Here is a 26,553-nt window from a genome sequence, read left to right on the forward strand (position 1 = left end):
GACATGGACTTGCGGATTGACGGAAAACGGGCGCTGGTCACCGGCGCCTCGAGCGGGCTCGGCGAGCATTTCGCCAAGGTGCTGGCGGAAGCGGGTGCCAGCGTGACGCTGGCGGCGCGGCGCCTCGACAAGGTGGAAGCGAATGCCGCCGCCCTGCGCGAGGCGGGACACGACGCCGAGGCGGCGGAGATGGACGTGGCCGATGCGGACAGCGTCGCGGCGCTGTTCGCCGGGCGCGCGCCCTTCGACATCCTCATCAACAATGCGGGCGTTGCCGGCGCGGGCGCAGCGCTTGCCATGACGGCGGAGGAGTTTGCCGGCGTCATCGACACCAACCTGACCGGCGCCTTCGCGGTGGCGCGGGCGGCGGCTGCCGGCATGCGCGAGGCGGGCGGCGGCTCCATCGTCAACATCGCCTCGATCCTGGGCCTGCGCGTGTCCGGCCATCTTGCCGCCTATGCCGCCTCCAAGGCGGGGCTAGTGCAACTGACCAAGACGCTGGCGCTGGAATGGGCACGCTACGGCATTCGCGTCAACGCGCTGTGCCCGGGCTATATAGAAACGCCGATCAATGCCGAGTTCTTCGCCACCGAGGCGGGCAAGGCGCTGATCGGCCGCATCCCACAGCGGCGGCTGGGATCGCAAGGCGATCTCGACGCACCACTGCTGCTGCTGGCCAGCGACCGGTCCGCCTACATGACGGGCTCGGTCATCGCGGTGGACGGCGGACATCTGGTTTCAGGATTGTGAGGGCATTCATGGATTTCACCCTTTCCCCCGAGATCGCCGGCCTGCGCGCCGAGATCGCCGCCTTCGTCGAGGAGCAACTGATCCCGCTGGAGAGCGATCCGGCGTCCTACGACGCGCACGAGAACATCGCACCAGGCGTGCTGGAGACGGTGCGCGCCAAGGCCCGCGAGCAGGGCCTGTGGTGCCTGCAACTGTCGCCCGAGAACGGCGGGCGTGGCATCGGCAAGATGGGCATGGCGGTGTGCTACGAGGAGATGAACCGATCGATCTTCGGGCCGGTCGTCTTCAACTCCGCCGCGCCCGACGACGGCAACATGATGATGCTGGAGGCGCTCGGCACGCCGGAGCAGAAAGAGCGGTGGCTGGCGCCGATCGCGCAGGGCAAGGTGCGCTCGGCCTTCGTGATGACCGAGCCGCATCCGGGCGGCGGCTCCGACCCCGGCATGATGCAGACCCGCGCCGTGCGCGAGGGCAACGACTATGTGGTCACCGGGCACAAGTGGTTCATCACCGGAGCGGAGGACGCGGCGCATTTCGTGCTGATCGCCCGCACCTCGGACGATGCGCGGGCCGGGCACACCGCCTTCCTGTTCCACCGCGACCAGCCGGGTTGGGAGATCGTCCGGCGCATCCCGATCATGGGACCGGAAGAGCATGGCGGGCATTGCGAGCTGCGCTTCGACGGGCTTCGCATCCCGGCGGAGAACGTGCTGATCGGCGAGGGGCGCGGGCTCAAGGCGACGCAGACGCGGCTCGGGCCGGCACGCCTGACCCATTGCATGCGCTGGCTCGGCCTGTCCAAGCGCTGCGTCGAGATCGCCCGCGACTATGCCTCCAAGCGAATGGGCTTCGGCGTGCGACTGGCGGACCGGGAAAGCGTGCAGGTGATGCTCGGCGAGCTGGCGATGCAGATCGAGATCGGCCGCATGCTGGTGATGAAGGCCGCCTGGGAGATCGACCGGGGCGGCTACGCCCAGAAGGAAGTGTCGATGGCCAAGGTGCATGTCGCCAACCTGCTGCACAAGGCGGCCGACACGGCGATCCAGATCAACGGCGCGCGCGGCTATTCCAAGGACACCGTGCTGGAATGGATCTACCGCTACGCCCGCCAGGCGCGGCTGGTCGACGGCGCCGACGAGGTGCACAAGATGGTGCTCTACCGGCACCTGGAAAAGGACGGGCGCGACGCCTGGCGCTGGGAGACAGGAGAATGAGCGGACCCGGCTTCGACGCGGCGAGGCTCGCCGCGCGGCTCGATGCCGAGCTCGGCCCCGCGGAAACGGGGATAACGCTGGAGCGGATCGGCGGCGGCCAGTCCAACCCGTCCTTTTTCCTCGACCGGGGGCACAAACGCTACGTGCTGCGCAAGCAGCCCGGCGGTCCGATCCTGCGCGGGGCCCATGCCATCGACCGGGAATACCGGGTGCTGCAGGCGCTGGCGCCGACCGGCGTGCCGGTGCCGAGGCCGGTACTCTATTGCGAGGATGCCGAGGTGATCGGCACGCCGTTCTACCTGATGGAGCGGGTCGAGGGGCGCGTCTTCACCGACACCTCGCTGCAGGAGCTCCCCGCCGGCGAGCGCCGCGCCATCTGGATGGCGGCGGCCGAGGCGATGGCGGCGATGCACGCCCTCGTGCCGCAGGAGGTCGGCCTTGGCGACTACGGCAAGCCGGGCAACTATTTCGAGCGGCAGATCAGCCGCTGGGACCGGCAGTATCGCCAGTCGGAGCTGGCGCCCATCCCCGCCATCGAGGTGCTGTTCGACTGGCTGAGCGCCAACCAGCCGACGGACGACGGGCGCGTGTCGCTGTGCCACGGCGATTTCCGGCTCGGCAACCTGATGTTCCACCCAAGCGAGCCGAAGGTGGTGGCGATCCTCGACTGGGAGTTGTCGACGCTCGGCCATCCGCTCGCCGATCTCGGCTTCTGCTGCATGCCCTGGTACACCGCGCCGGAGGAATATGGCGGGCTGCTGGGCATCGACCTTGCCGCGATGCAGTTGCCGCGCGAAGACGCGTTCGTCGCCCGCTACATGCAGGCGGCGCCCGGCTCGCCCCCGCTGCTGCCCTTCCACAAGGCCTTCGCGCTCTACCGCTTCGCCGTCATCTTCGTCGGCATCGCCGAGCGGGCGCGGCTCGGCAATGCCTCCGACCCGGAGGCGGCGAAGCTGGCGCCGCTCGCCGAGCGCTTCGCGCTCAGGGCACTTGAGATCGCCGAAGGGTGGCCGCACGCGCTGTGAGCCGCCCCGCCTCAGGAGGCGGCGGCGCGCAGGCTGGTCGGCGAGGCGGGATGCAGCCGGTTCCAGGCCCGGCGGAACTGGCGGGCGGAGGAAAAGCCGGCGCGCGCGGCGATCTCCTCCATGTCGAGCCGCGAGCCGAGCACCATCTCGCGTGCCAGCGCGATGCGCATGCGGTTGACGAAATCGGTGACGCTCAGCCCGGTATGCTCGTTGAACAGGCGCGAGAGGTTGCGCGGGCTGGTGGCGGCAAGGCGGGCGAGCGCGGCGACGGTCCAGGCGCGGGCCGGATCGCCGGCGACCGCGTCCTGCACCCGGTGGATGGCGGGATGGATGTGGTTGCGCCCTTCCAGCCAGGGCGAAAGCTGCGGATCGGCCCCGCCGCGCCGCAGATAGACGACGAGATACCGCGCGACCGCCAGCGCCACGTCGTGGCCGGCCTCGCGCGCGACGATGGCCAGCATGAGGTCGATGCCGGCGGTGATGCCGGCGCTGGTCAGCCGCTCGCCGTCCTCCACGAACAGGCGGTTGTCGCGCACCCGCGCGGTGGGCGCGGCGCGGCGCAGGTCCTCGATCGCCGCGTGATGGGTGGTGCATTCGCACCCTTCCAGCAGGCCGGCACGGGCGGCGAGCAGCGCGCCGGAACAGATCGTCACCAGCCGGATGCCGAGGCGCACCACCCGGCGCAGCCAGTCGGCGATCTCCGCTTCCAGCGGCGCGTCGTCCTTGCGCGTGTCGGCCTCGCTGCCGAGCGGCCTGTCGGCGGCGCCCGAGACCACCACCATCGCCCCGTCGGGAAGGGCGGCGGGCAGCGGCGCGATGCCGGCAACGGCAAGGCCGACGGAACTGGTGACACTCGTCGCCGGGCCGACATAGGTCACATCGAAGCATAGCTGCGCCTGCTCCATGTTGGCCTTGCGCAGCACCTCGACCGGGCCGGCAATGTCGAGCAGCAGCGCGCGCGGCGGAACCACCACGAAGACGGGTATGGTCCGCACGCGCGCTGCCTCGTTCATGCGGCGAGCCTACCGTCCGTGGCGGCGGCCAGCGCCTCCTCCACCGTGGCGATGCGGGCGAAGCGGCCGGCAAGCACCAGCTCGCTGCGGGCGCGGATCTCGGCGGCGCTCCACTCGCGCCCCGCCGCATCGACCATCGGGAAGGTCAGCGTAGCCTCGCCGACGAAATCGACCTCGTATCCGAGATCCGAGGCATGGCGCGTCGTCGTCTCGCAGCACTGCTCGGTGCGGATGCCCGAGACGATCAGCCGCCGGATGCCGCGCTCGGTCAACCAGACATCGAGGCCGCTGCCGACCAGCGCGCTGTGGCGTCGCTTGCGGAAGACCGCGTCGGCGGCAAGGCGCAGCGGGGAAAGCGGCACGACGAAGCCGGAGCCTTCCGAAAACGGGCCGGTCTCTTCCACATGGAAGATCTGCACCAGCGGAATGCCGGCGGCGGCGGCACCGTCGATCAGCGCCTGCTGGCGCTCCAGATAGAGGCCGAGCCCTTCCTCGCGGAAGTAGGGCCGGTGGCGGAAGGACTCCTGGACGTCGACGACGATGAGGGCGGTATCTGCGGACATTTCCGGTATCTCCTGACGAGGGACAGTATCCGCAGGATAGCGCCGCCTTCAAAGGGCGAAATGCACGCTCCGGACGGATGAGGGACAATTCACGCCAAAACTGTCGCCCAAGGTGCGTGAGAAATGCTCCTTGCCGGCTGAGATCGCTTCAGTTTCCTCCACGGTGGTTCGCCCTGTAGTCTTCCTGCCGGGCTGGCGAACACGGCAGGGGCGCGCAATGACGGACGGACTGGTTCTTCCCGGCATCGGCGGATCGGGCGAGGCGCATTGGCAGAGCCTGTGGGAAGCGGAGGATGCCGGGCTAAGGCGATTTGCCCCGACCGACTGGGACCGGCCGGAACTTGCCGAGTGGACGGGCGCGCTGGAGCGGGCGCTCGCCGGCTTTTCCCGTCCGCCGCTGCTGATCGCCCACAGCCTCGCCTGCCTGCTGGTCGCCCATGCGGGGGAACGGCTTGTCGGTCGCGTGCGCGGGGCGTTCCTGGTGGCGGTGCCGGACCCGGAGGGACCGGCCTTTCCGGGCGAGGCAGCGAGCTTTCGCGATGTGCCGGCGCGGGCGCTGCCGTTCCCGGCGCTGATTGTCGCCAGCAGCGACGATCCCTACGGCACGCCGGAGCATGCCCGCCGGCGGGCGCGGGACTGGGGGGCCGGGCTCGTCGAGATCGGCGCAAGGGGCCACATCAACGGGGCGAGCGGTCTGGGCGCCTGGGCCGAGGGGCGAAGGCTTTTCGACGCCTTCGCCGCAGGCGCGCGGGGCTGAGATGGGGCGCCGAGATCGGCCTTGCCGAGTTGCTCCTGCTACTGGCAGCCGGGCTTGTCGGCGGCGCCTGCAACGCCATCGCCGGCGGGGGCACCTTCTTCACCTTTCCCGCGCTGCTGCATGTCGGCGTGCCGCCGGTCGCCGCCAATGCCGCCAGCGCGATCTCGATCTGGCCGGGTCATGCCACGAGCCTGCTGGGATATCGCGAGGAGCTCCGCCTTCCCAGTCGGCGCGGCTGAAGGCCAGCGCCCCCGTCTTCATCCTCGGCGGCATCGTCGGCGCGGCGCTGCCGGCGGCGACCAGCAACGCGGTCTTCCGGCAATTGATCCCTGGCTGCTGCTCGCGGCAACGCTGCTCTTCGCCGCCGGACCGAGGCTGCGCGCCTGGGTGAGCGCGCCTCGCGGCGGTGAACTGCCGAGAGCCGCTCTGCTCGTCATCGATTTCGCGGTCACCGTCTATGGCGGCTATTTCGGCGCCGGGCTCGGCATCCTGCTGATGGCAGCGCTGGCCTGCATCCTGCTGATCTATCTTGTGCTGGGCTGCGTGATTGCTCCCCAGGCGAACCGGCAGTCCGGCTAACCGGCACCCTCCCAGCACATCTTGGAAGGCCTGGGGGCAGGTCACACGGCGGCCCCGAGCCCTATTTCTTCAGCTTTGCTTGTTCCAGAGACCAGTATTCCATGTCGAAGAGATCGGCCGTCGACAGCGGCGTAAATCGGCCATAGGCTTCCGACGCTTGGATGACCCGTGCCGTCTGCGACGCGAGATCGGCAACGATCCTCGCCTCGGCATCACTGCCCCCGACACCGAACAGTCCCATGCCCCGCACCAGGATCACCCGCGGCAGCGGGTCAAGCATCGTCTTCGGCTCGCTGGCCTGCGCCGCATGGTGCTCGAAGTAGCGCTCATAACGCCCGGCGAAATCCGCAAGGGCGGCGTCCAGTTCGGCCGCGCTTTCCGTGCCGTCCAGAACCAGAGGGAACGGCTTGACCCTGATGACATGGTCCGGGGTGATCGTGCCCCGACCGGTGATCTCCACCAGGTCCGGTATTTGCAGGAGAGTGTCGATTGCCGCATCCGCGCGAAAATCGAGCGCAACGCCCGAGGCAAAGGCTGGCCCGGCAGCCCGGATGCGCTCCGACAGAAGATCGCGAAAGGCCCGGCTTCCGGCGGTGTCGCCAAGCGGGGCAAGCGGGGGAACGAGACGCACCCCGTGCTCGGCCAGATGCGCCTCCGCCATGTTCACGAACTCGATCATCCGATCATAGGACTGGCGCGCCGTCTCGCCGAACGTGAAAAGACCGTGATTGACCAGCCAAAGCCCCTCGCAGTCAGGATTTTCGTCGAAGATCCGCGCTGCCTCGATGGAGAGGTCGTAGCCAGGCATCACATAGGGCACGATGGCAAGGCGCCGGCCATAGAGGCGCCGACCGATTGCTGCTGCATCAGGCTGGTTCACAAGGGCCAGCACTGCCGCCGCATGGGAATGGTCGACATATTTTGCCGGCAGGAACGCATGAAGCAGGGTTTCGATGGATGGGTTAGGTGACGCTGGATCGAGCAGATGAGCCCGCAGCAACGCCACCATTTGCGGATCGGACAGGGCAGCCCCCGACCGCGCCTCGCACAGTGGAGCCAGTTCGAGCGCGGGAAGACCGGGAGCCTTGATCGTCCCCAGGTCCCAGCCGCTGCCCTTCACATGCAGGACGGGCCTGAGCTCGCCGTCGGCCATGCGTCGCCGCGTCTTGACCGAGGTGTTGCCTCCGCCATGCAGCACGAGATCGGTCTCGCCGCCGATCAGCCGCGACGTGTAGATGCGCAGGGCCAGGTCGCGCTCGGCCTCCTCCTCCCCGGCTCCGCGCAACCAGGCTGCCGCCTCGTCGTCATTCCACTTGTTGATCATCCGCACGTCATCCATCGCCTCAAACCTGCTCGTTCACCAGATCCGACATCACCAGTCGATAGATGTCCTTGGTGCGCGGTCCGGTCATGATGTCCTCCAGCAGCGCCACGGTCGTCTTGTAGTGCTCGGTGCGACGGTGATCGTCGACGCTCTCGGCGCTGCGGAAGATCTCGACGATGGTGAACCGCGTCTCTTCCTCCGGATCCTGGAGCACGTCGAAACGCAGGTTCCCCGGCTCCCGGATCGTGCCCTCGTAGTTAATCCGGAAGGCATCGAGGAAATCCTCGATGCGATCCGGCTTCACCTGGATGTGAACCAATTGAACGAACATCTGCAGGCTCACTCCACGCCGACCTTACCGAACTTCACATTCAACTCGTGACGCTCCGTCCAGCTCTCCGGAACCGGCGCTCCGGTGTTGCTGAACCATTCCTGGACGGGAATGCCGGAGACGAGCGCGACATTGCCCCAGGGCATCCAGGCGCCGGTGCGCACGATGTATTTCGCACCGCGATAACCATCCTCGTGGAACCAACTGTTGGGACGGGTGCTGGCCTTGGCGTCGGGGAAGACCTCGGCGACGCCGTTCCAGGCGTTCGGGTTGTTCTCCTTGGCGTCCTCGATCATGTGGTATTCTTCCACCCACATTTCCTGGCGGATCGCCCGCAGCACGGTAACCAGATCCGGCACGCCGGGGCACAGGGCCAGATCGATGACCCGGTCGTCATAGGCCATGGGGTAACCGGCATCGGTGACGAGCAGAATGTCGTCATGGCCCATCTCGGAGATGGCCCGGCTCAGTTTCACGTTAAGAATTCCATTCCGCCGCATGGCGTTGTCCTTTCGTTTGGGAAGGTCGTTGGTTCAGGCGTGTCCCTGAACGATGAGAGAGATGATTTCGTCCTGGGAGGTGGTTGCCATGTCGCGCATGCCGGCCATCATACCCAGATGCAGGATGGCCACCCGGTCGCAGACCTTGCGCACATGGCCGAGGTCGTGACTGACCATGATGATGCCGATGCCCTTGTCGGCGAGTTCCCGCACGACGGAGAGGACCTCGTCCCTGGCGCTCGGGCTGAGCGCCGATGTTGGCTCGTCGAGGATGATATAGCGGCTGCCGAAGGCGGTGGTCCGCGCCAGCGCCGACACCTGCCGCTGGCCACCCGACAGGTGGCCGGACGGCGTGCGGACATCGAAGGGGCGCACGGAGAAGCTGTTGACGATCTCCTGGGCTCGCTTTCGCATCTCGCCGTATTTCAGGAAGCCGAAGCGGTTGGTGATCTCGCGGCCGAGGAAGATGTTGTGCACCACCGGCATGTCGTCGAACAACGCAAGATCCTGGTACAGCATCGCAATGCCGGTATCTCGCGCCTCCGACGAACTTGAAAACGAACAGAGCTCGCCGTCCACTTCGATAGTGCCCGTGTCTGGCGTCACCGCGCCTGCCAGCACCTTCATCAAGGTGGACTTGCCCGCGCCGTTGTCTCCCAGCAGCCCGACCACCTCGCCGGCTTTCACTTCCAGATCGATGTTCTCAATCGCTTTCACCGGCCCGTAGGATTTGGAAATTCCGCGCAGAACCACGCTCATGTCATGCCATCCAGTCTTCGCAGATATCTTGGAGGCGGGGGCCACATCGCGGCCCCCGCAACATGGGAGGCTCAGCGGTCGAGCTGGCCGGAATAGCGGAAAGCATGCGCAGTTTCCGCGTCGATCGCCTCGCTCGACATCTTGTAGTCCAGCGGCTTGATCGTCGCGGCCAGGACGACCGGCACCGGGTCACCCTGCGCGTGGGCCCGGATGGCTTCCGCGACCGCGACGCCCCAGTCGTCATTGACGCGGAACGCCGTCACCTTCAGGCCGCCTTCCTTGATCGACTTCAGTTCGTCGGCGCCGCCGCCCCAGCCGTTGATGATGACGTCATCCAGAACGCCGCGCTCGGTCGCGGCCGCCAGCACGCCAAGCGCCACGGCGGTGTTGCCCGCGTGCAGCATCCGGATGTCGGGATGGCGGCTCAACAGCGCGTTGGCTCCGCTGAAGGCGAGCTCGCGGTCGCCGTTCGCCTCGAACTCGCCGACCAGTTCCATGTTGGAGTTCTTGGTAACGCAGTCGGCGAAATGGTCCGACCGCTGGCTGTCGATGAGGCCGGGAATGTAGCGCACGAGTGCGAACTTGCCCTCGCCGCCGGTCTCTCCGATCACCCACTGACACAGAGCCTCGGCGCCGATCGTATGGTCGAAACCGACATGGGTAATCGGTTGCTTGTCGGTGCCGTAGGTTTCCACGAAAGGATTGACGACGTTCATCACCAGCGTGGGCAGGGTCTCGGCAAGGCGGGAGATGTTCGACTTCTGCACCTGATACTCGGACGGGCCGATCACGACATAGTCGAAGTTGCCGGCCAGAACCTGCTCGACCTGTGCACCCTGCCGGTCGTGCTCGTCCGGCTTGATCATGAACTCGGTGATCTCGAAGGGCACGCCGAGTTCTTCAAGGCGCTTGCGGGTCGAGATATTGAGACGGGCCCAGGCGTCCGAGGTTTCAAGGCTCGGGAACATCAAGGCGATGCGCAGCGGCTTGTCGAACGTCTTGGTGCTGGCAACCGGCTCGGCAACCACCGACTTCATGAACTCGTCCATGGCCGCCCGTTCGGCCGGCACCATTTCGTGCAGCTCGGGGAGCAGGAAGTAGCCGCGCTCCTTGGCGCCTGCCGGCACCTCCTGGGCCGCAAGCGGCAAGGACAGGGCAAGGGTTGCGGCTCCGGTCAGCAGGATTGTTCTTGCAAGGGTCTTCTTGGTCATTTCGTCTCCTCCACTTTGGTTTTTTTGGTATTTGGGTAAATCTATTCCTCGCTGCGGCTGTTGCTGCGGGAGTAGAGGCCGATGGTGATCAGGATGACGGCGCCGGCGGCCACGTGTTGCCAGAAGGCCTCGAAGCCGAGCATCACCACGGCATTGGTGATGGTGGCGAGCAACCACGCCCCGAGCAGCGTGCCGATGATCGAGCCGCGTCCGCCGAACAGGTTGGTGCCGCCGACGATCACCGCCGCGACCGTGTTCAGCAGGATTGTCACCGCACCCGAGGCGACGACCGCATCGAGACGACCGGTCAGGATGATGCCGCCAAGCGCCGCGATCAGGCCCATGAACACATAGACGCCAACCCGGTAGTTGAGGACGCTGATGCCGAGCCGCCGGGCCGCGATCGGGTTGCCGCCGACCGCATGCAGCCGGGCGCCGATCTTGTGATAGGCAAAGATGCAATGCGCCGCGACGATGAAGGTGAGCGCGATAATCAGCGGCATCGGGATTCCGAGCAGCCGCCCGCGTCCGAGCCAGGTGACGAATTCCGGAAAGCCGAAGAAGACGCCGCCGCCGGCATAGACCAGCGCAAGCCCGCGGAACACGAGCTCCGTCGAAAGCGTGACGATGAAGTCCGGCATCCGCAGCTTGGTGATCAGCAGACCGTTGATCAGGCCGCAAAGCCCTCCCGTCGCGAAACCGACAAGCACCGCGAGCCAGAGCGGCAGGCCGAAATCCTTAAGGGCGGCCGCAAAGGCAACGCTGGACAGCGTCAGAATCGCGCCGATCGACAGATCGATGCCACGGGCGGTGATGACGGCCGTCATACCGATGCCCAGCAACATGATCAGCGACGCGTCGAGGGAGATCGCCCGCATGTTGCCGACGGAAAAGAAGCTCGGCGTGGTGAAGGCCATGATCAGGGCAATGATGCCCAGCATCACCGCCGGCGCAGCCAGCGGGACCTTCGTGGGGCCGAAGAGCGGGGGCAGGTTGCCGCGCCAGTTCGAGGTTTCGAGCACCTGGCGCTGCCGCGCAGCCGGGCCATCGTCTTGTACGAGTGCCAATATTCCCTCCCAGAAATATGTTCATTTGTTTTTTGTTGGATCAATTGAACACACAGCTTGGAAAGAGTGTCAAGCGCCTCGTTTTACCTCCGCGCCATCGGCACCTGCGCGCGCAGCCGCACGCCCTGCCAGGCAGGGGGCGGGAAGGTCGGAAAACAGGCGGGAAGAAGCGCGCGGATCACCCCACCAGAGCGTGGGCGGTCTGCTCGTCAGTGATGAAGATATTGATGAAATCGCCCTGCAGGGCCGCCCGTATCGCGGGTACCTTATCGAGGCCACCGGAGGCGGCGATCATCCGCGGAGCCTCGCGGTAGCTCTCCAGCGGCAAGCCGATCACCCGTTCGTGCAATGGCAGGTCGATCTCCTTGCCCTCAGCATCGAAGAACCGGCAAAGAACGTCGCCGATCGCGCCGCTCCGGCGCATCGCCTCAATCTCTGCGGGGTGGACATAACCGCGGCGGATGACGCTGGCGGTCTCGTCAACCGCGCCAATGCCGACCAGCGCGAAATCGGCCTTCAGCGCCATCTGCAATGTGTTGCGCACGCTGGCGTCGCGCAGCATCGCCTTGGCGATCTGGGCATCCTCCACCACCAGCGGCGCCGGCACGAGGAACATCTTGCAATCGGCGCTGACCACACGAAGCCCGTCGACATAGGCCTGAACACCGCCGGTCATGCCGACAAGGTCGATCCGGCGATCGTTCACCAGATGCCCCAGGCGGCGGATCGCCGCGCCGACCATTTCCCCCCAGCCGACCGCCAGAAGCCCGCCTTCATCCAGGCGCTGCATGAGGAACTGGGCCGCGGCCTGGCCAAGTCTTTCGCTGCGCGGCTCCCCCGGTAGATGCGGGATAACTCGCACTTCCTCCAGCTTGAACCGGTCCTGCAAGCGACGCTCGATCTCCAGGCATCCCTGCAAGGCGGAGTTGATCCGCACCTCCAGCATGCCGCTGCGGCGACCGTTCTCAAGCATTCGGGAGACCTTGATACGCGGCAGACCCAGCTTTTCGCCAATCGCCTGTTGGGTCAGCCCATCATGGTAGTAATACCAGGCCACACGGGCCAGCAGCGCGTCTTCCTCGGAAATGATCGGCGTCTCGAATGCAGTCATGGACGATCTCTCAGGCACGCGCCAAGACGTCGGCCCCGTCTGACGCAGGGGCCTCCGCGTGAAAACGCGACGGCATTACGAATCAGGCTCCGCCAAACTTCAAGCCGAAACCGGCCAACCTTGGTCCAGCGCGTTTGCCCCAGGACCGACGACCCGGTCAAGGCAAAAAGCGGGACGCGGCGCTTGACGAGTCCCAACGGGAATGTTCATATGTTTTACATAAACACAAATGATCTATTCGTAAAGCGATCCGGCATCCGCTGCCGCACCTCGAAGGAGGCGGTGGACAGCCAGACGTTCCCCCGGAGAGGAAACCATGACCACCGCAACCACCCTGCGCGCGCCCGCCCACGCTTTCAACATGCAACTGATTGGCCACTGCACCCAGGGAGGGAGATCCGACGGTACGCAGATCATGGTGCGCGACGGCTACGCCTATGTGGCCCACATCTTCTCGAAGGGCTTCAGCGTGATCGACGTTCGCGATTCCGCCCGCCCTCGCACGGTGAACTATATCCCCTCCCCTGCCAATACCTGGTCGCTGCATCTTCAGGTGCATGACAACCTCCTGCTGACGGTTCACGCGCAGGACCAGTTTGCCAAGCCGGAGAGCGACGACGAGCGCAACTACTACAAGGCAGATACTAGCGATATCTCCAAGGCGATGCAGTCGGCGGACCGCAACCACTCCGCCGGCATGGCCGTCTACGACTTGACCGATCCCGTAAACCCGCGACAGATCGGCTTCATGCCGGTCAATGGCGTTGGCCTCCATCGCATCTGGTATGCGGGCGGGCGCTGGGCCTATGCGTCCGCGCAGATCGAGGGGTTCACCGACTTCATTCTCGTGACCATCGACATGTCCGATCCCACAAGACCGGAGATCGTCGGCCGCTTCTGGCTGCCGGGAATGAACGTCGCTGCCGACGAGGTGCCGGACTGGCCGCTTGCGGAGGGGCGCTACAGCCTGCACCACCCGATCGTCCATGGCGACACCGCCTATTGCGGCTGGCGCGATGCCTGCCTCGTCGTGGTCGATGTGAAGGACCGCGCGGCTCCCAGGATGATTGCGCATCGCAACTGGGCGCCGCCCTTTGGCGGCGGCACCCACAACTGCCTGCCTCTGCCGGATCGCGACCTGCTGATCGTGGTCGACGAGACGGTCCTCGACAACGAGGAGGACGGCGACAAGCCGATCTGGGTCTTCGATATCCGCAACCCCGCCAATCCGGTCTCCATCGCCACCTTCCCCAAGCCCAACGACCGCGACTACAAGGCCGTCGGCGGCCATTTCGGACCGCACAACGTGCATGAAAACCGGCCGGGCAGCTTCGTCAGCTCGACGCTAATCTTCTCCACCTGGCAGAACGCCGGCCTGAGGGTCCACGACATTTCCAACCCCTACGCCCCCCGTGAAGTCGGCGCGCTCGTGCCCCAGGCGCCGACACATCATGTCGACCACCGTCCGGGCCGGCCGCTGGTTATCAACACCACCGACGTCTTCGTGGACTCTGCGGGCCTTGTCTATTTTACTGATTTCAGCGGCGGCGGCCTGCACATCGCCGAGTTCAACGGCTGAGACCGGCCGGCACACGCGACGAGGAGAGCTCAATGCCGCAATACTATCTCGCCATAGATGCCGGCACCGGCAGCGGTCGGGCGGTGGTCTTCGACGACGCCGGCCGGCAGTGCGGGCTCAGCCAGGAAGAGTGGGCCCATATCAGCGAGGCCGGCGTCCCCGGCTCGATGAGTTTCGACTGTGCGGGGAACTGGCGGCTTCTCGCCCGCTGCATCCGCCGCGCCATCGCCAGTGCCGGCATCCGCGCGGATGAGATCGCGGCGATCAGCTCGACATCGATGCGCGAGGGCATTGTCGTCTACGACGCGGCAGGAAACGAGCTGTGGGCCTGTGCCAATGTGGACGGACGGGCGACCGCCGAAGTCGCCGACCTGAAAGCGCGGGACGAGGAACTGGAAGCGCATTTCTACCGCGTCAGCGGCCAGACCTTCGCGCTCGGGGTCTGGCCACGGCTGAAATGGCTGCGCCGGAACCGCCCCGGCATCTTCGAGAAAGCAGCCAGACTGTCGATGATCAACGACTGGGTCGCCGCCCGCTTGAGCGGCGAGATCGTGGTCGAACCCTCCAACGCGGGAACCACAGGGCTGCTGGACCCCGGCGCGCGGCAATGGTCGGACGCGCTGATTGACAGGGCCCAGTTGCCGCGCGAGCTGTTTCCGCGCGTCGTCGAGCCCGGTTCGGCGATCGGCGGCGTGACGGCGAAGGCCGCCGAGGAAACCGGGTTGAAGCCCGGCACCCCGGTGATCTGCGGCGGCGGCGATGTGCAGATGGGAACGCTGGGGCTTGGCGTCACCCGCGATGGTGATGCCGCAATTCTCGGCGGCACGTTCTGGCAACAGGTGATCAACATCCCGACGGGCCGCACCGACGACACGAGGCGGGTGCGTATCAATCCGCACGTGGTTGCCGGGCTGAACCAGGCGGAGTGCATCTCCTTTTTCGTCGGCCTGACCATGCGCTGGTTCCGCGACACGTTCTGCGGCGAGGAGAAGGAAGAGGCCGCCCGGCGCGGTATGGACGTCTATGCCCTGCTGGAGGAAATGGCCGCCAGGATTCCGCCTGGCAGCAACGGGATCATCCCGGTTTTTTCCGATGCGATGGATTTCGGGCACTGGTACCACGCGGCGCCCTCCTTCCTGAACATGTCGATCGAGCCGGGGCACACCACCAGGGCGAGCCTGTTCCGTGCGCTGGAGGAGAATGCCGCAATCGTCTCCAGCATCAATCTGGAACGGGTGATGAGCTTCTCCAAGGTCCGCATCGACAAGCCGGTGGTGTTCGCCGGTGGCGCGTCCAAGGGCGCGCTATGGGCGCAGATCCTGGCCGACGTTCTGGGTCGCGAGGTCGCCATCCCCAGGGTGCGTGAAGCGACCGCCTTGGGGTGTGCCGCGGTCGCAGCCTTCGGCATCGGAAATTTCTCGTCTCTGGCAGAGGCCGGATCGGAAATGTCCGAGGTGGAGCGCATTGTCACGCCCAACCCCACGATGGCGGAGACCTATCTCGCGGCACGGGAGCGCTGGGAACGCGCTTACCCCCAGCAAAAGGCCCTGACCGACGCAGGCGTGACCTCCGCCATGTGGCGCGCGCCGGGCGTCTGACTGTAAAAGCTATGAAGGTTGCCCGGGGTAGGGTCGCTTGCCCCGCCCCGGCCACGGATGACCGGACTGGGACGCGGCACTCACAGCGACCGCGAGCAGGGCTGGAACTACCTGCATGTCTGCGTCGATGACGCCAGGCGTCTAGCCTATTGCGAGATTGTGCCCAGCGCGACCCCAGCACCTTATTGACGCGTGCCCTCGCCTGGCTGCCCGGCACGGCGTGCAGGCCAGTGCATGATGACCGACAATTGCTCTTGGAAAGACAAGTGGTGGTAGCGGAGGAGGGACTCGAACCCCCGACACGCGGATTATGATTCCGCTGCTCTAACCAACTGAGCTACTCCGCCAGACCGGCAGCGGGCAGCAAGGCCCGCGCGAGTGAGCCCGCATATAGTCGGCGCCGCGCCCGACTGTCAAGAGAAGAGCGGCCGGACAAGTCGGCTTTTCCCAACGCAGTTTCGCATCCCGCCAAGACCCTGGCGCCAGAGCCGCTGATGACGCGAAAACACCCGTGACCGAGTTGCCGCAGACCGGCTTGCACCGCCCGTCGGCAATGCCATCGGCCGGCTGCCTCCAGCACGAGATGGTCCGAAGCGACGGTCAAGCGCATGACGGGCCGGAACGGCGGAGCCAGTACACCGCCAGACGGCAGAGCGGCCTGGCCCGACAACCGCGCGGAAAGTTGCGAAGGGCCCGCAGAGGTGCGAAGCGGATCTCGATCCCGAACGCCCGCTTCCCCTGCCCGGCTCAAGCGCGTTCCCCTCGCCGGCGAATTGGGCTAGAGCAGGGGCACGGCGACGGTCGGCCAGCACGCAAGGCAGGTCTTGCGGCAGGAGAAATCACACGCCGGCGACACGCGGACACGGCGAACAAGACGGGCAAGATGGCGGGCCAGAACGACAGCGAGACGGGTAGCAGCACCGACGGCGGCAGCGGGCTCGGCTCGCTCTTCGCCTTCCTGATCCGCGACGGCAATCTGATGCGCTCGCCCGTGCTCGCCTATGCGGTGCTGGCCAGCGTCACCCGCTCGGGCATGATCTACGCCATCAACACGCTGGCGGGGGCTGCCGCCATTGCCACGGGCGACGTCCTGCTGCTGCTCGCCGCCATCGCCTCGACGCTGACCTTCTCGCACCTCGCACGGGTCGCCAGCTTCCGCCTCGTCGAGACGACGAAGCGGCGGCTGCGCACCGAGTTGAGCCGGCGGCTGCTGGAGGCGCGTGCCGATTTCCTGTCACGCCGCGACCACGGCAAGGTCTATTCGATCGTCACCCACGAGGTGAACCAGATCTCCTATGCATCGGTGAACTTCATCCAGTCGCTGGAAGCGGCGCTGGTGATCGCTTTCTGCATCCCCTACATCTTCTATCTGTCCTGGCCGAGCGGCGTGGCGACACTCGGTGCCGTGGTGCTCGGCGCCATCGGCTACCTGCTGGCGCAGACGCCCGCGCAGGCGAGCGCCGAGCGGGCCTCGCGGACGGAATGGACCTTCTTCGACCGGGTCAACGACGTGTTGCGCGGCTACAAGGAGCTGCGGCTGCGGCGCGCCCGGCGCGACGGACTGCAGGCCGACATCCTGGATGCGGCGAGCCGCGAACGCGAGTTGAAGGTCACCGCCGAGCGCTTCTTCAGCCTCGGCCAGACGGTCGCCCAGGGCGCGATGATGGGCCTCCTGTGCCTGATCGTCGTCGGTCTGCCGCTTCTCGCCGGCACGCCGACCGAAACCGTGCTGCAGGTGCTGACCGTCGTGCTGCTGACCTACGGACCGGTGGAAACGGTGATGGGCAATCTTGCGTCCTTCTCGCGCGCCGCCGTCGCCCGTCGCCTGATCGCCGGGTTGGAAAAGGACCTGATCGCCGAGGCGGAGGTCGACGCGGGCACCGCGCCAGACAGTCCGACCCCGGCGTTTTCGCGGATCGAACTGCGCGGCGTGACGGCGACCCTGTCGGAAACCCCGCCGCAGAGCGCCGGCGCGCCGGCCGACGACGAACGCTTCACCGTCGGCCCGCTCGACCTGGTGCTGACGCCCGGCGAGGTCGTGTTCATCAGCGGCGGCAACGGCGCGGGCAAGTCGACGCTGATCTCGCTGCTGACCGGCCTGCGCCGGCCCGAAAGCGGCGAGATCCTGCTCGACGGAAAACCGGTGTCGGTTGCCGGCCTGCAGGACTATCGGGACCTGTTCAGCGCCGTGTTCAGCGAATTCCACCTCTTCGCCCGCCTTTATGGCCTCGACGCGGTGGAGCAGGCCAAGGTCCCGCCGCATCTCGCGGAGCTCGACCTCGCCCACCGGGTGCGGATACAGGACGGCGCGTTCTCGACCCTGGCGCTTTCGACGGGCCAGAAGCGACGGCTGGCGCTGTCTGTCGCGCTTGCCGAGGCACGGCCGATCATCGTGCTCGACGAGTTCGCCGCCGATCAGGACCCCGTTCGCCGCAAGCTCTTCTACGAGGTCCTCGTGCCGCAGATGGCCCGCGACGGCCACCTGGTCATCGCAGTCACCCATGACGAGCACTGCTTCGACAAATGCGACCGGCTGATCCGGATGGAAGCCGGCCGCATCGTGTCGGACACGCGCATGCCCGGCGCGGCACACGCGATGGCGGATGCCGCGGCCAGCGCCTGATCCTCAGGCCTTCACCCGCGCGTTCTGCGGATCGTAGAGGGCACCGAGTTCGATCCGGGCCGGCACCCGCTCATTGGCGACGACGAGCTCGTAGCTGCCGGCGCGCAAGTACGCCTCGTCCACTCCCTCCGCCCGGCGCACATAGCCGTAGCCGATGGGCCGATCCACCGTGTAGCCAAAGCCTCCGCTAGAAAGATAGCCGGCAAACTCACCATCACGCAGGATCGTCTCGCGGCCAAGCAGCACCACGCCCCGGTCCTCCACGGTGAAGCAGGCGAGCTGCTTGCGCAGCGGCGCGGCCGCAATGCGCTCCACGGCCTTCCGGCCGAGAAAGGGAAGACCGGAGCGCAGTTTGACCGCCCAGCCAAGGCCCGCCTCGAACGGGCTGTCGTTCGGCGTGATGTCGGCGCCCCAGGCGCGATAGCCCTTCTCCAGCCGCAGGGATTCGATGGCGCGATAGCCGGCCGGACGGATGCCGTGCGGGGCACCCGCCTGCATCAGCGCGTCGAACACCGCGCCGGTGGCCGCGATCGGAACATGCAGTTCCCAGCCGAGTTCGCCAACATAGGTGACGCGCAAGGCCCGCACCGGATGTCCGGCGATCTCGATCACCCGCACATGGCCGAAGGGGAAGGCCTCGCCCGACACATCCGCCCCCGGCGCGACAGTGGCAAGCACATCGCGGGCCTTCGGACCCATCAGCGACAAGGTGCCATACTCCTCGGTCACATCGACAAGGGTCGCGTTGGAGCCGGTGCGCAGGTGCTCGGAGATCCAACCTCCGTCATGGGTGCGGAAGCCCGTTCCCGTGACGATGTAGAACAGGTCCTCGGCAAGACGCGCTACCGTCAAGTCGCACTCGATGCCGCCGCGGCTGTTGAGGAGCTGGGTATAGGTGAGCCGGCCGGCCGGCTTGCCGACTTTGTTGGCGCAGATGAACTCGAGCTGTTCCGCCGCATCCGGCCCGCGCAGCTCGAACTTGGCGAAGGACGACTGGTCGAACAGGCCGACGGCCTCGCGCACGGCCCGGTGCTCCTCGCCGACCGCGTCGAACCAGTTCTGCCGGCCCATCGAATAGACGTCGCGCGGCTCGTCGCCGGAACGGGCAAACCAGTTCGGCCGCTCCCAGCCCAGCTTGGAGCCGAACACCGCGCCCCGTGCCTTCAGCCTCTCATACAGCGGCGAGACGATGCGCGGCCGGCCGCTTTCGTATTCCTCGTGCGGGAAGACGATGGTGTAGTGCTTGCCATAGGCTTCCAGCGTGCGCTCGCAGACCCAGTCGCGGTCGCTGTGCAGGCCCGAGAAGCGGCGGATATCGACGCTCCACAGGTCGAGCGGCGCCTCGCCCTTCATCGCCCATTCGGCGAGCACCCAACCGGCACCGCCGCCCGAGGCGATACCGAAGGCGTTGAAGCCCGCGCCCACATACATGTTGGCGCATTCGGGCGCCGCGCCGAGAATGAAATTGCCGTCCGGCGTGAAGCTCTCCGGTCCGTTGATCATCTGCTTGACGCCGGTGCGTTCCAGCGCCGGGATCCGGTGGATCGAGTTGACCAGATGCTGCTCGAAGTGGTCCCAATCGTCCTCGAAGAGCTGGAACTGGAAGTCGTTCGGGACATCTCCGGTCGTCCAGGCGATGGGGTCCGGCTCGTAGCCGCCGAGCGCAAGGCCGCCCACCTCCTCCTTGAAATAGGTGCGCCGGTCCGGATCACGTACCGTCGGGGTGTTGGAGGTGATGCCCTCGATCGCCTCGGTGATGATGTATTGGTGCTTGACCGGCTGCAGCGGCACGTTGACGCCGGCCATGGCGCCGACCTGCCGCGCCCACTGGCCGGCGCAGTTGACCACCTTGTCGCAGGCGATGCGCCCCTGCGTCGTCTCCACATGGGTGATGCGGGACCCCTCCATGACAAACCCGGTAACCCGCCCGCCCTCGACGATCCGCACCCCGTGCATGCGTGCGCCCTTTGCCAGCGACTGGGTGATGTCGGAGGGGCTGGCCTGTCCGTCGGTCGGCAGGAATGTTGCCCCCACCAGGTCGTCGACACGCATCAAGGGCCACATCGCCTTCACCTCGTCCGACGACAGCAGATGCATTTCCATGCCGAAGCTGCGGGCGGTGGTGGCAAGGCGGCGATATTCGATCCAGCGGTCCTGGTTGCAGGCGAGCCGCAGACAGCCGGTCATCCGCCAGCCGGTCTCAAGACCCGTCTCGGCATCCAGCCGCTTGTAGAGGTCGACGGAGTATTTCAGCACCTGAGTGATCGAGGCGGAGGAGCGCAACTGCCCGACGAGACCGGCGGCATGCCAGGTCGAACCGCTGGTGAGCTTGCCCTGCTCGAGCAGCAGCACGTCGGCCTTGTGATCGCGGGCCAGATGATAGGCGGTCGAGCAGCCGATGATGCCGCCGCCGATGACGACGATCTGGGCCTGCTGAGGAAGCGACATGGAACTAACCCTTTCCGAAACGGAGGTGGTAGCTGGCGAGCGCCGCCTCGTAGGCGGCGAGCGTTTCTGCGGTGTAGGCGACATAGTCGACGCCGGGCGCGTCGAGATGGAGCTCGGAGACGAGGCTCCACAGAGTCTCGCGCAGCAGCGAGGCGACCTGCATCGCCGCATGGGCATGCAGGAAGGCCGCCTCCGCCGGCGCGTCGAGATAAGTTTCCAGCAGATCTGCGGTCTCCATCTGCGAGAAACCGGCATTGGAGGCGACGCCGGCGAGGTCGAACATCGCTGTGCCGAAACCCGCATATTCGAAATCGATCAGCCACAGACGGTTGCCGTCATCGATGAAGTTGGCCGGCAGCAGGTCGTGATGGCCGAAGATGATGGGCAGGGCGACCTGCGCCTGTTCCATCTCCTGCGCTACAGTGAGGAACTCCGGCAGGCGGCCCGCCATGCGCGAGTTGCCGGCGACCAGGGTGCGGGCATAGTCGCGGATCACATGGAAGACCCAGAAGATGAAGCCGGCCCCGCTGATCCTCGCCCCCATCCCGGTGTGGAAGCGGCGGATGAGCGCGGCGACATCGGCGCGACGGGCGCGCACGTCGGCGGGACCAAACGTGTGACCGTCGATGAACCGCGACACCATGATGCCGGGCTCGGCATGTACCAGTTCCGGCGCAAGGCCGAGCTCGACGGCAGCCCGCGTCACCATCGCCTCGCGTGCCCGCTCGACATGATGGAACGGGAAATCCTGGCCGAGACGCACGACGAAGGCTCCGCGTCCGTCGCGGACCAGAAAGCTGGCATTGGAGAGCCCGCCATGCAGCGGTTCGATCTCCGGTCGGCCGGACCAGACCGGCAGAGTCGCGATCCTGTCCCGCGTCGCGGCGGATCCGGGCGCATCGCTCATGCGCGTCCTCCTGCGGTATCGTTGAGGCCGAGGCGCTGGCGGCTCCGCTCGGCCGCGGCGGAGATCAGCCGGTCGGCGATGATGGCGATGAAGGCGACGGCAAGGCCCGCGACCAGGCCGCGCCCGGTATCGGCCTTGGTGAGCGCGATATAGACTTCCTGGCCAAGGTCACGCGTGCCGACAAGGGCAGTGATGACGAGCATCGACAGCGCCAGCATGATCGTCTGGTTGATGCCGAGCAGGATCTCCGGCAGGGCCAGCCGCAAGCGGACCTTGGTCATCAACTGCCAGGGGGTTGCCCCCGAGACGATGCCGGCCTCGACCAGTTGCGGGTTCACCTGGCGCAGCCCGTGCGCGGTGTAGCGGATCGCCGGCGCCACCGCATAGGCGACCACGGCGATCATCGCGGTGAAATCGCCGACCCGGAACAGCATCACCGCCGGCATCAGATAGACGAAGGAGGGCAGCGTCTGCAGCGTGTCGATGACGAGTTCGACCGCCTTCCACAGCCGCTCGCGGGTCGAGGCGAGAATGCCGACGGGAATGCCGATCATGCAGGCGATGACGACCGAGATGCCGCAGAGATAGACGGTCACCATCGCTTTTTCCCACTGGCCGGTGAAGGCGATCAGCGAGGCGAGCACGGTGACCAGAAGGGCGAGCCGCCAGCCGCCCAGCCGCCAGCCGAGCAGGCCCAGCAGCCCGGTCACGCCGAGCCAGGGCAAGCCGGCGAGAAAGCGTTTCACCGGCACCAGCACGTTGAGCAGCAGCGCGTTCTTCACCGCCTCGATCTGGTCGAAGAAATTGACGTTGATCCAGCCGACGATGTCGCTGCCCACCGACCCGGTGGAAAGCTGCAAGGCCTTCGGATAGGCCTGCACCGGCGCGGCAACGAGGCCGGCAAGGGCAGTGACGGCAACAAGCAGGCAGCCGGCAACCGTATAGGGATGGCGCGCGAGCAGGTTTTTGCGCCGTGCGCCTTCCGCCTCGTGCTCCGGGCGGCGGCCGGCGAAGGCCTGGCTCAGCCTGTCGAGTGCAATGGCAAGCACAACGATGGCAAGCCCCGCCTCGATGCCCGCCCCGATGTCGAGGCGCCGCAGGGCGGCCAGCACGTCGAAACCGAGCCCGCCCGCGCCGATCATCGAGGCGATGATGACCATGTTGAGCGACAGCATGATCACCTGGTTGACGCCGACCATCAGCCCCGGCCGGGCACTCGGCACAAGGATGCGCCAGGTCATCTGCCGCCGCGAGCAGCCGGTCATCCGGCCCAGTTCGTGCGCCTCTTCCGGAACGGCCCGCAAGGCAAGCAGGCTGATACGCGTCATCGGCGGCAGCGCATAGATGATGGTGGCGACGATCGCCGACGTCGGGCCGAAACCGAACAGGAACAGGATCGGCACCAGATAGGCGAAGACTGGCACGGTCTGCATCAGGTCGAGCACTGGCCGCAGCAAGCGCTCGAAGGTCCGCCAGCGAAAGGCGGCAAGCCCGAGCAGCAAGCCGCCGACGACCCCGATCGGCACCGCGATCAGGATCGAGGCGAGCGTCACCATCGCGCTGGTCCACTGGCCGAAGACGGCAAGGAAGGCGAAGCAGCCGCCGACCAGCAGGGCGAGCCGGCGCCCTCCGGCGAAATGTCCCATCAGCATGGCAATGCCGATCACCGCGATCCAGGACAGCGGCGGCAGCAGTTGCACGGCAGCGCTGCCGCGTCCGTCGAGGATGCCCGTCGACAGCAGTCCGAGAACCAGACGATAGGGCGCCTCGACCATGCCTGCGAGAAAGCGGGTGAACTCGGTGAAGGTGAACAGGCCGAAGCTCGCATCCTCGACCAGCCAGCGCATCGCATCGCCGATCCAGCGCTGCATCGGGATGCGCCAGGGGCGGGGGATGTCGAAGGCCCAACCGGCATAGGGCTTGCCGAACTGCCAGAGCAGCACGAAAGCGACAAGTCCGACACCCCAGATCGCCTGCCAGCGACGGCCCTCCCCGCCGTCCGCGCGGACGGAGACGACAGGTGCCACGGCGGAACGCGACAGGCCGGCGGTCTCGCTCATGCTCAGCCCTGCATCATGACGGTGGCGACCGCATCGCGGGACAGTCGGCCGATCGGACGGCCATCGCGCGTGCACACGCAAAGGTCCTGCGCCCCGCCGGCGAAGAGCGGGGCGGCATCGGCGATCGGCGTCCCGTCCTCGACGGTCGGCGCGCCGGCGGGAGCCGCTCCCGCCTCCATCAGGCTGCCGGCACGGATCACCTTGGCGCGGGCCACCCCACGGGTGAATTCGGCAACATAGGTATCCGCCGGCCGCAGCACGAGATCCTCCGGCGTGCCGACCTGCACCACCGCCCCATCCTTCATGATGGCGATGCGATCGGCCAGGCGGATTGCCTCGTCGAAATCATGGGTGATGAAGACGATGGTCTTGCGCAGCACCGACTGCAGGCGGATGAATTCGTCCTGCATCTCGCGCCGGATCAGGGGATCGAGCGCCGAAAAGGGCTCGTCGAGGAACCACAGTTCCGGCTCGACCGCGAGCGAGCGGGCGATGCCGACACGCTGCTGCTGGCCGCCGGACAGTTCGCGCGGAAAAAATCCCTCGCGCCCCTCCAACCCGACCAGCGAGATCATCTGCCGAGCGCGGGCCTCGCGGGCTGCCCTTGCCACGCCCTGAACCTCCAGTGGAAAAGCGACATTGCCGAGCACGGTGAGATGCGGCAGCAGCGCGAAATGCTGGAACACCATGCCCATGTGGTGACGGCGGATCTCGATCATCCGCTTGGGGCTCGCGGCAAGCAGGTTCTCGCCGTTGAACAGGATCTCGCCATGGGTTGGTTCGACCAGCCGCGACAGGCAGCGCACCAGCGTCGACTTGCCCGAGCCCGACAACCCCATGATCACGAAGATCTCGCCCTCGCGCACACCGAGATTGACGTTGCGCACCGCACCGACCACCCCGGCCCGCGCCAGCCGAGCACTGTCGGCCGCGTCCACGCCGTCGACGGGATAGCGCTCGGCCCCGTCGCCGAACAGTTTCCAGACGGACCGGCACTCGAGCTTTGCCGGGGGCTCCGCGGCCGCCAGGCTATCGCTTTGCTGCTGTGAAATGGTCAAGGTCGCTCTGCCTCGGCTTGCATGTCCGGTCGCCTCCACCGCCAGGACGGGCGAGCCGTCAGGCGACAGGCCGAAAAGAGGCTGCCGCCGCCCAGGGGATGGAAGACGGCGACAGCCAGTCGGGCAAGGGTGTTACTTGATCCACTCCGACCAGCGGCCGGTATTGGCTTCCATCCAGGCGGCGACCACGTCCTCGACGCTCTGTCCTTCGAGATCGACCTTGGTGATCATCCCGCCCATCTCGTCATTGTCGACGGAGAAGGCCGAAATCGCCTGGTGGGCACCGGGCCACTTGTCCTTCACGCCGGACCAGGCAACCTTCCAGATCGGCCCGCGCGGCTTGCCGCAGTCATAGGCCATGTCCGGGTTGGACCCCCAGGCGGGATCCTCGTAGCAGGCCTTTTCGTAGGCCGGGAACTCGACCCACTCGCCCTCGTATTTCTGCGGCGCCCAATGCGGCGCATAGACCCACAGGAGGATCGGCGCCTTGCGCTGATAGGCCGATTCCAACTCGGCGAAGAGCGCCGCGTCGGTGCCGGCATGCACCACCTCGAACGGCAGTTCGAGCGCCTCGACGCGCTCGTCGTCATAGCCGCCCCAGGTCACCGGCGCCCCCAGATAGCGGCCCTTCGGCGCTGTCTCCGCCGTCGAGAAGGCCTTGGCGCACGCTTCGCTCTTCAGCGCCTCCCAGTTCGGCAGGCCCGGGCAGAGCTCCTTCATGTAGCTCGGATACCACCACTCCTCGATCGCCAGCATGCCGCTGTCGCCGAGATTCTCGACCTGCCCGGTGGCGGTCGCCTCGTCCAGTGCATCGCGGCCGGTGGTCTCCCAGATCTCCATCGCCACATGCAGGTCGCCGGTCTTCAGGCCGGCGAACTGGGCGATGTAATCGGCCTGGACATACTCGACATTGTAGCCGGCCTTCTGCAGCACCTCGCCCATGATCCGGGTGGTGATCAACTGGCCGGTCCAGTCGTGCAGGGTGAGGCGGATGGGGTCGGTGCTTTCCGCGGCCTGCGCCGACGTCCCCGCAAGGACGGTTGCGGCCATCAGGGCGGACAGGATCGCTGCCGCCGGGCGGACATGTGTCATGGCTGGTTCCCTCTGTATGCGCTCTGGAGGCAGCGCCCGCCCTTGTCGGATCTCTTCGGCGCCGTCATAGGATCGTCACTCCCGCCGCCAACCCTGTCAATGGATTTGAGGGAATAAATTGGCAAGTTGCGCAATTTTTGTGGTGTTTTGAGATTCAATGCCTGTTATTACCACAGAAACCACGCAATAAACCAAATTCGCGAACTGCCGATGGTGCCATGGCTCTCAGCAAGCGTCAGACCCTGATCCTGGAACGCGCCCGCCGCACGGGCAGCGCCCGCATCGCCGATCTCGCCGCCGAGCTGGACGTCTCGCTGGAGACGATCCGACGCGACATCCGCTCGCTGGTGGAGACCGGCGAGGTCGTCAAGTCGCACGGACTGATCAGCCTGCCGCGCCAGGACATGGAAGCCCCGTTCGAGCGGCGGATGCGCGAGAATCTCGACGCCAAGATCCGCATCGCCCGCCATGTCGCCGCCGGCATCGCCGATGGCGACAGCGTCATGATGGACACCGGCACCACGACAAGCGTGCTGGCGCGCGAGCTGCGCGGCAAGACCGGCCTGACCATCGTTACCAACTCGTCCGATGTCGCCAGGACCCTGGCGACGGTCAACGGCAACAAGGTCTACATGGCCGGCGGCGAGCTTCACGGCGACAATGGCGCCGCCTTCGGCCGCTCGGCCATCGACTTCGTCTCCGCCTTTCGCGTCCGTCATGTGGTCATCTCCATCGCGGCCATCGATCCGGTGGGCGGCCTGATGGACTACCACCTTGCCGAGGCGGATTTCGCCCGTACCGTGCTCGGCTGCGGCGAGACGCGCACGGTCATCACCGACCACAGCAAGTTCAACCGGCGCGCCCTGGTGCGGGTTGCCGGCTTCCTGGATGTCGACCGGATCGTTACCGACAGGGCACCGCCGCCGGAAATTGCCGAGCGGCTGCTGGCCGCCGGAACCGCCCTGGAGATCGCCGCATAGCCCG

General features: G+C 66.6%; 24 protein-coding genes and 1 tRNA gene. 10 read left to right on the plus strand and 15 right to left on the minus strand.

What is annotated here, in order from left to right:
* Positions 1-3: 3 nt before the first annotated feature.
* The 3 genes from TSB10P1A_RS12800 to TSB10P1A_RS12810 are packed head-to-tail and all read left to right on the plus strand — an operon-like array spanning position 4 to position 2,989.
* Complete coding sequence (locus TSB10P1A_RS12800) at positions 4-750, plus strand: SDR family NAD(P)-dependent oxidoreductase (RefSeq protein ID WP_186388306.1); 747 nt, start codon at positions 4-6, stop codon at positions 748-750.
* Positions 751-758: 8 nt separating this feature from the next.
* Positions 759-1,964 (plus strand): acyl-CoA dehydrogenase family protein, encoded by a 1,206-nt coding sequence (locus TSB10P1A_RS12805; RefSeq protein WP_186388307.1) that lies wholly within the window; start codon positions 759-761, stop codon positions 1,962-1,964.
* Positions 1,961-2,989, plus strand: a complete 1,029-nt coding sequence (locus tag TSB10P1A_RS12810) for a phosphotransferase family protein (RefSeq protein ID WP_186388308.1) — start codon at positions 1,961-1,963, stop codon at positions 2,987-2,989. Before TSB10P1A_RS12805 ends, TSB10P1A_RS12810 begins: the two co-directional genes overlap by 4 nt.
* An 11-nt stretch (positions 2,990-3,000) precedes the next feature.
* Here the strand turns inward: TSB10P1A_RS12810 and TSB10P1A_RS12815 are convergent, their stop codons facing one another.
* Both TSB10P1A_RS12815 and TSB10P1A_RS12820 read right to left on the minus strand, forming a co-directional pair.
* The gene (locus TSB10P1A_RS12815) at positions 3,001-4,002 is read right to left on the minus strand and encodes a GlxA family transcriptional regulator (RefSeq protein ID WP_186388309.1); all 1,002 of its coding nucleotides are present in this window, start codon (positions 4,000-4,002) and stop codon (positions 3,001-3,003) included.
* Positions 3,999-4,565, minus strand: a complete 567-nt coding sequence (locus TSB10P1A_RS12820) for an isochorismatase family protein (protein ID WP_186388310.1) — start codon at positions 4,563-4,565, stop codon at positions 3,999-4,001. Before TSB10P1A_RS12820 ends, TSB10P1A_RS12815 begins: the two co-directional genes overlap by 4 nt.
* 217 nt (positions 4,566-4,782) lie before the next feature.
* Here TSB10P1A_RS12820 and TSB10P1A_RS12825 point away from each other — a divergent pair, with 217 nt between their 5' ends.
* The 3 genes from TSB10P1A_RS12825 to TSB10P1A_RS12835 all read left to right on the plus strand — a co-directional run bounded on the left by TSB10P1A_RS12825 (position 4,783) and on the right by TSB10P1A_RS12835 (position 5,901).
* A complete protein-coding gene (locus tag TSB10P1A_RS12825) occupies positions 4,783-5,322 on the plus strand; it encodes an alpha/beta hydrolase (protein ID WP_186388311.1) in 540 nt (179 codons plus the stop codon).
* 29 nt (positions 5,323-5,351) lie between these two features.
* Positions 5,352-5,561, plus strand: coding sequence for a TSUP family transporter (locus TSB10P1A_RS12830; protein ID WP_186388312.1), 210 nt, complete (start codon positions 5,352-5,354; stop codon positions 5,559-5,561).
* Positions 5,562-5,709: 148 nt separating this feature from the next.
* Positions 5,710-5,901 (plus strand): hypothetical protein, encoded by a 192-nt coding sequence (locus tag TSB10P1A_RS12835; RefSeq protein WP_186388313.1) that lies wholly within the window; start codon positions 5,710-5,712, stop codon positions 5,899-5,901.
* A gap of 61 nt (positions 5,902-5,962) precedes the next feature.
* Here TSB10P1A_RS12835 and TSB10P1A_RS12840 read toward each other — a convergent pair whose 3' ends face one another.
* From TSB10P1A_RS12840 to TSB10P1A_RS12870, 7 genes are all read right to left on the minus strand, one after another.
* Entirely contained in the window at positions 5,963-7,225 is a 1,263-nt protein-coding gene (locus TSB10P1A_RS12840) for a class II aldolase/adducin family protein (protein WP_186388492.1), read from the minus strand.
* 19 nt (positions 7,226-7,244) lie between these two features.
* The gene (locus TSB10P1A_RS12845) at positions 7,245-7,556 is read right to left on the minus strand and encodes an antibiotic biosynthesis monooxygenase (protein ID WP_186388314.1); all 312 of its coding nucleotides are present in this window, start codon (positions 7,554-7,556) and stop codon (positions 7,245-7,247) included.
* Between the two features lie 8 nt (positions 7,557-7,564).
* Positions 7,565-8,056, minus strand: coding sequence for a D-ribose pyranase (rbsD, locus tag TSB10P1A_RS12850; RefSeq protein WP_186398171.1), 492 nt, complete (start codon positions 8,054-8,056; stop codon positions 7,565-7,567).
* Positions 8,057-8,089: 33 nt separating this feature from the next.
* Positions 8,090-8,815, minus strand: a complete 726-nt coding sequence (locus tag TSB10P1A_RS12855) for an ATP-binding cassette domain-containing protein (RefSeq protein WP_186388316.1) — start codon at positions 8,813-8,815, stop codon at positions 8,090-8,092.
* 71 nt (positions 8,816-8,886) lie between these two features.
* Positions 8,887-10,026, minus strand: coding sequence for a substrate-binding domain-containing protein (locus TSB10P1A_RS12860; protein ID WP_186388317.1), 1,140 nt, complete (start codon positions 10,024-10,026; stop codon positions 8,887-8,889).
* 41 nt (positions 10,027-10,067) lie between these two features.
* Positions 10,068-11,093 (minus strand): ABC transporter permease, encoded by a 1,026-nt coding sequence (locus TSB10P1A_RS12865; protein ID WP_186388318.1) that lies wholly within the window; start codon positions 11,091-11,093, stop codon positions 10,068-10,070.
* Positions 11,094-11,271: 178 nt separating this feature from the next.
* A complete protein-coding gene (locus TSB10P1A_RS12870; RefSeq protein ID WP_186388319.1) occupies positions 11,272-12,204 on the minus strand; it encodes a sugar-binding transcriptional regulator in 933 nt (310 codons plus the stop codon).
* Positions 12,205-12,520: 316 nt separating this feature from the next.
* Between TSB10P1A_RS12870 and TSB10P1A_RS12875 the strand changes: the two genes are divergently transcribed.
* The gene (locus TSB10P1A_RS12875; protein WP_186388320.1) at positions 12,521-13,783 is read left to right on the plus strand and encodes an LVIVD repeat-containing protein; all 1,263 of its coding nucleotides are present in this window, start codon (positions 12,521-12,523) and stop codon (positions 13,781-13,783) included.
* A 32-nt stretch (positions 13,784-13,815) separates the two neighbouring features.
* A complete protein-coding gene (lsrK, locus tag TSB10P1A_RS12880; protein ID WP_186388321.1) occupies positions 13,816-15,381 on the plus strand; it encodes an autoinducer-2 kinase in 1,566 nt (521 codons plus the stop codon).
* A gap of 270 nt (positions 15,382-15,651) precedes the next feature.
* Here the strand turns inward: lsrK and TSB10P1A_RS12885 are convergent.
* Positions 15,652-15,728: transfer RNA gene (locus tag TSB10P1A_RS12885), tRNA-Met, on the minus strand.
* A 536-nt stretch (positions 15,729-16,264) separates the two neighbouring features.
* Here TSB10P1A_RS12885 and TSB10P1A_RS12890 point away from each other — a divergent pair.
* Positions 16,265-18,004 carry a cyclic peptide export ABC transporter gene (locus TSB10P1A_RS12890; protein WP_186388322.1) on the plus strand — a complete coding sequence of 580 codons (1,740 nt, stop codon included), beginning with the start codon at positions 16,265-16,267 and terminating at the stop codon, positions 18,002-18,004.
* Positions 18,005-18,007: 3 nt separating this feature from the next.
* On the opposite strand, the gene TSB10P1A_RS12895 is transcribed toward TSB10P1A_RS12890, so the two are convergent.
* From TSB10P1A_RS12895 to TSB10P1A_RS12915, 5 genes are all read right to left on the minus strand, one after another.
* Positions 18,008-20,452, minus strand: coding sequence for an FAD-dependent oxidoreductase (locus TSB10P1A_RS12895; protein ID WP_186388323.1), 2,445 nt, complete (start codon positions 20,450-20,452; stop codon positions 18,008-18,010).
* Positions 20,453-20,456: 4 nt separating this feature from the next.
* The gene (locus TSB10P1A_RS12900) at positions 20,457-21,359 is read right to left on the minus strand and encodes a choline/ethanolamine kinase family protein (RefSeq protein WP_186388324.1); all 903 of its coding nucleotides are present in this window, start codon (positions 21,357-21,359) and stop codon (positions 20,457-20,459) included.
* Complete coding sequence (locus tag TSB10P1A_RS12905) at positions 21,356-23,419, minus strand: proline/glycine betaine ABC transporter permease (RefSeq protein ID WP_186388325.1); 2,064 nt, start codon at positions 23,417-23,419, stop codon at positions 21,356-21,358. Before TSB10P1A_RS12905 ends, TSB10P1A_RS12900 begins: the two co-directional genes overlap by 4 nt.
* Positions 23,420-23,421: 2 nt before the next feature.
* Positions 23,422-24,477, minus strand: coding sequence for a glycine betaine/L-proline ABC transporter ATP-binding protein (locus TSB10P1A_RS12910; RefSeq protein ID WP_244293100.1), 1,056 nt, complete (start codon positions 24,475-24,477; stop codon positions 23,422-23,424).
* A 132-nt stretch (positions 24,478-24,609) separates the two neighbouring features.
* The gene (locus TSB10P1A_RS12915) at positions 24,610-25,527 is read right to left on the minus strand and encodes an ABC transporter substrate-binding protein (RefSeq protein WP_244293113.1); all 918 of its coding nucleotides are present in this window, start codon (positions 25,525-25,527) and stop codon (positions 24,610-24,612) included.
* Between the two features lie 260 nt (positions 25,528-25,787).
* Between TSB10P1A_RS12915 and TSB10P1A_RS12920 the strand changes: the two genes are divergently transcribed.
* On the plus strand, positions 25,788-26,549 hold the full coding sequence (locus TSB10P1A_RS12920) for a DeoR/GlpR family DNA-binding transcription regulator (RefSeq protein WP_186388327.1): 762 nt from the start codon (positions 25,788-25,790) through the stop codon (positions 26,547-26,549).
* The last annotated feature ends 4 nt before the right edge of the window (positions 26,550-26,553 follow it).

It is taken from the genome of Stappia sp. TSB10P1A (assembly GCF_900185725.1).
Classification (GTDB): domain Bacteria; phylum Pseudomonadota; class Alphaproteobacteria; order Rhizobiales; family Stappiaceae; genus Stappia.

Excerpts from the sequence above, each read along its gene's own strand:
- TSB10P1A_RS12860 (WP_186388317.1), bottom strand. The coding sequence starts at position 10,026 with ATGACCAAGAAGACCCTTGCAAGAACAATCCTGCTGACCGGAGCCGCA.
- TSB10P1A_RS12800 (WP_186388306.1), top strand. The coding sequence starts at position 4 with ATGGACTTGCGGATTGACGGAAAACGGGCGCTGGTCACCGGCGCCTCG.
- TSB10P1A_RS12845 (WP_186388314.1), bottom strand. The coding sequence starts at position 7,556 with ATGTTCGTTCAATTGGTTCACATCCAGGTGAAGCCGGATCGCATCGAG.
- TSB10P1A_RS12815 (WP_186388309.1), bottom strand. The coding sequence starts at position 4,002 with ATGAACGAGGCAGCGCGCGTGCGGACCATACCCGTCTTCGTGGTGGTT.
- TSB10P1A_RS12915 (WP_244293113.1), bottom strand. The coding sequence starts at position 25,527 with ATGGCCGCAACCGTCCTTGCGGGGACGTCGGCGCAGGCCGCGGAAAGC.
- TSB10P1A_RS12870 (WP_186388319.1), bottom strand. The coding sequence starts at position 12,204 with ATGACTGCATTCGAGACGCCGATCATTTCCGAGGAAGACGCGCTGCTG.
- TSB10P1A_RS12900 (WP_186388324.1), bottom strand. The coding sequence starts at position 21,359 with ATGAGCGATGCGCCCGGATCCGCCGCGACGCGGGACAGGATCGCGACT.
- TSB10P1A_RS12820 (WP_186388310.1), bottom strand. The coding sequence starts at position 4,565 with ATGTCCGCAGATACCGCCCTCATCGTCGTCGACGTCCAGGAGTCCTTC.
- TSB10P1A_RS12890 (WP_186388322.1), top strand. The coding sequence starts at position 16,265 with ATGGCGGGCCAGAACGACAGCGAGACGGGTAGCAGCACCGACGGCGGC.
- lsrK (WP_186388321.1), top strand. The coding sequence starts at position 13,816 with ATGCCGCAATACTATCTCGCCATAGATGCCGGCACCGGCAGCGGTCGG.
- TSB10P1A_RS12810 (WP_186388308.1), top strand. The coding sequence starts at position 1,961 with ATGAGCGGACCCGGCTTCGACGCGGCGAGGCTCGCCGCGCGGCTCGAT.
- TSB10P1A_RS12840 (WP_186388492.1), bottom strand. The coding sequence starts at position 7,225 with ATGATCAACAAGTGGAATGACGACGAGGCGGCAGCCTGGTTGCGCGGA.
- rbsD (WP_186398171.1), bottom strand. The coding sequence starts at position 8,056 with ATGCGGCGGAATGGAATTCTTAACGTGAAACTGAGCCGGGCCATCTCC.
- TSB10P1A_RS12825 (WP_186388311.1), top strand. The coding sequence starts at position 4,783 with ATGACGGACGGACTGGTTCTTCCCGGCATCGGCGGATCGGGCGAGGCG.
- TSB10P1A_RS12895 (WP_186388323.1), bottom strand. The coding sequence starts at position 20,452 with ATGTCGCTTCCTCAGCAGGCCCAGATCGTCGTCATCGGCGGCGGCATC.
- TSB10P1A_RS12875 (WP_186388320.1), top strand. The coding sequence starts at position 12,521 with ATGACCACCGCAACCACCCTGCGCGCGCCCGCCCACGCTTTCAACATG.
- TSB10P1A_RS12805 (WP_186388307.1), top strand. The coding sequence starts at position 759 with ATGGATTTCACCCTTTCCCCCGAGATCGCCGGCCTGCGCGCCGAGATC.
- TSB10P1A_RS12920 (WP_186388327.1), top strand. The coding sequence starts at position 25,788 with ATGGCTCTCAGCAAGCGTCAGACCCTGATCCTGGAACGCGCCCGCCGC.
- TSB10P1A_RS12855 (WP_186388316.1), bottom strand. The coding sequence starts at position 8,815 with ATGAGCGTGGTTCTGCGCGGAATTTCCAAATCCTACGGGCCGGTGAAA.
- TSB10P1A_RS12905 (WP_186388325.1), bottom strand. The coding sequence starts at position 23,419 with ATGAGCGAGACCGCCGGCCTGTCGCGTTCCGCCGTGGCACCTGTCGTC.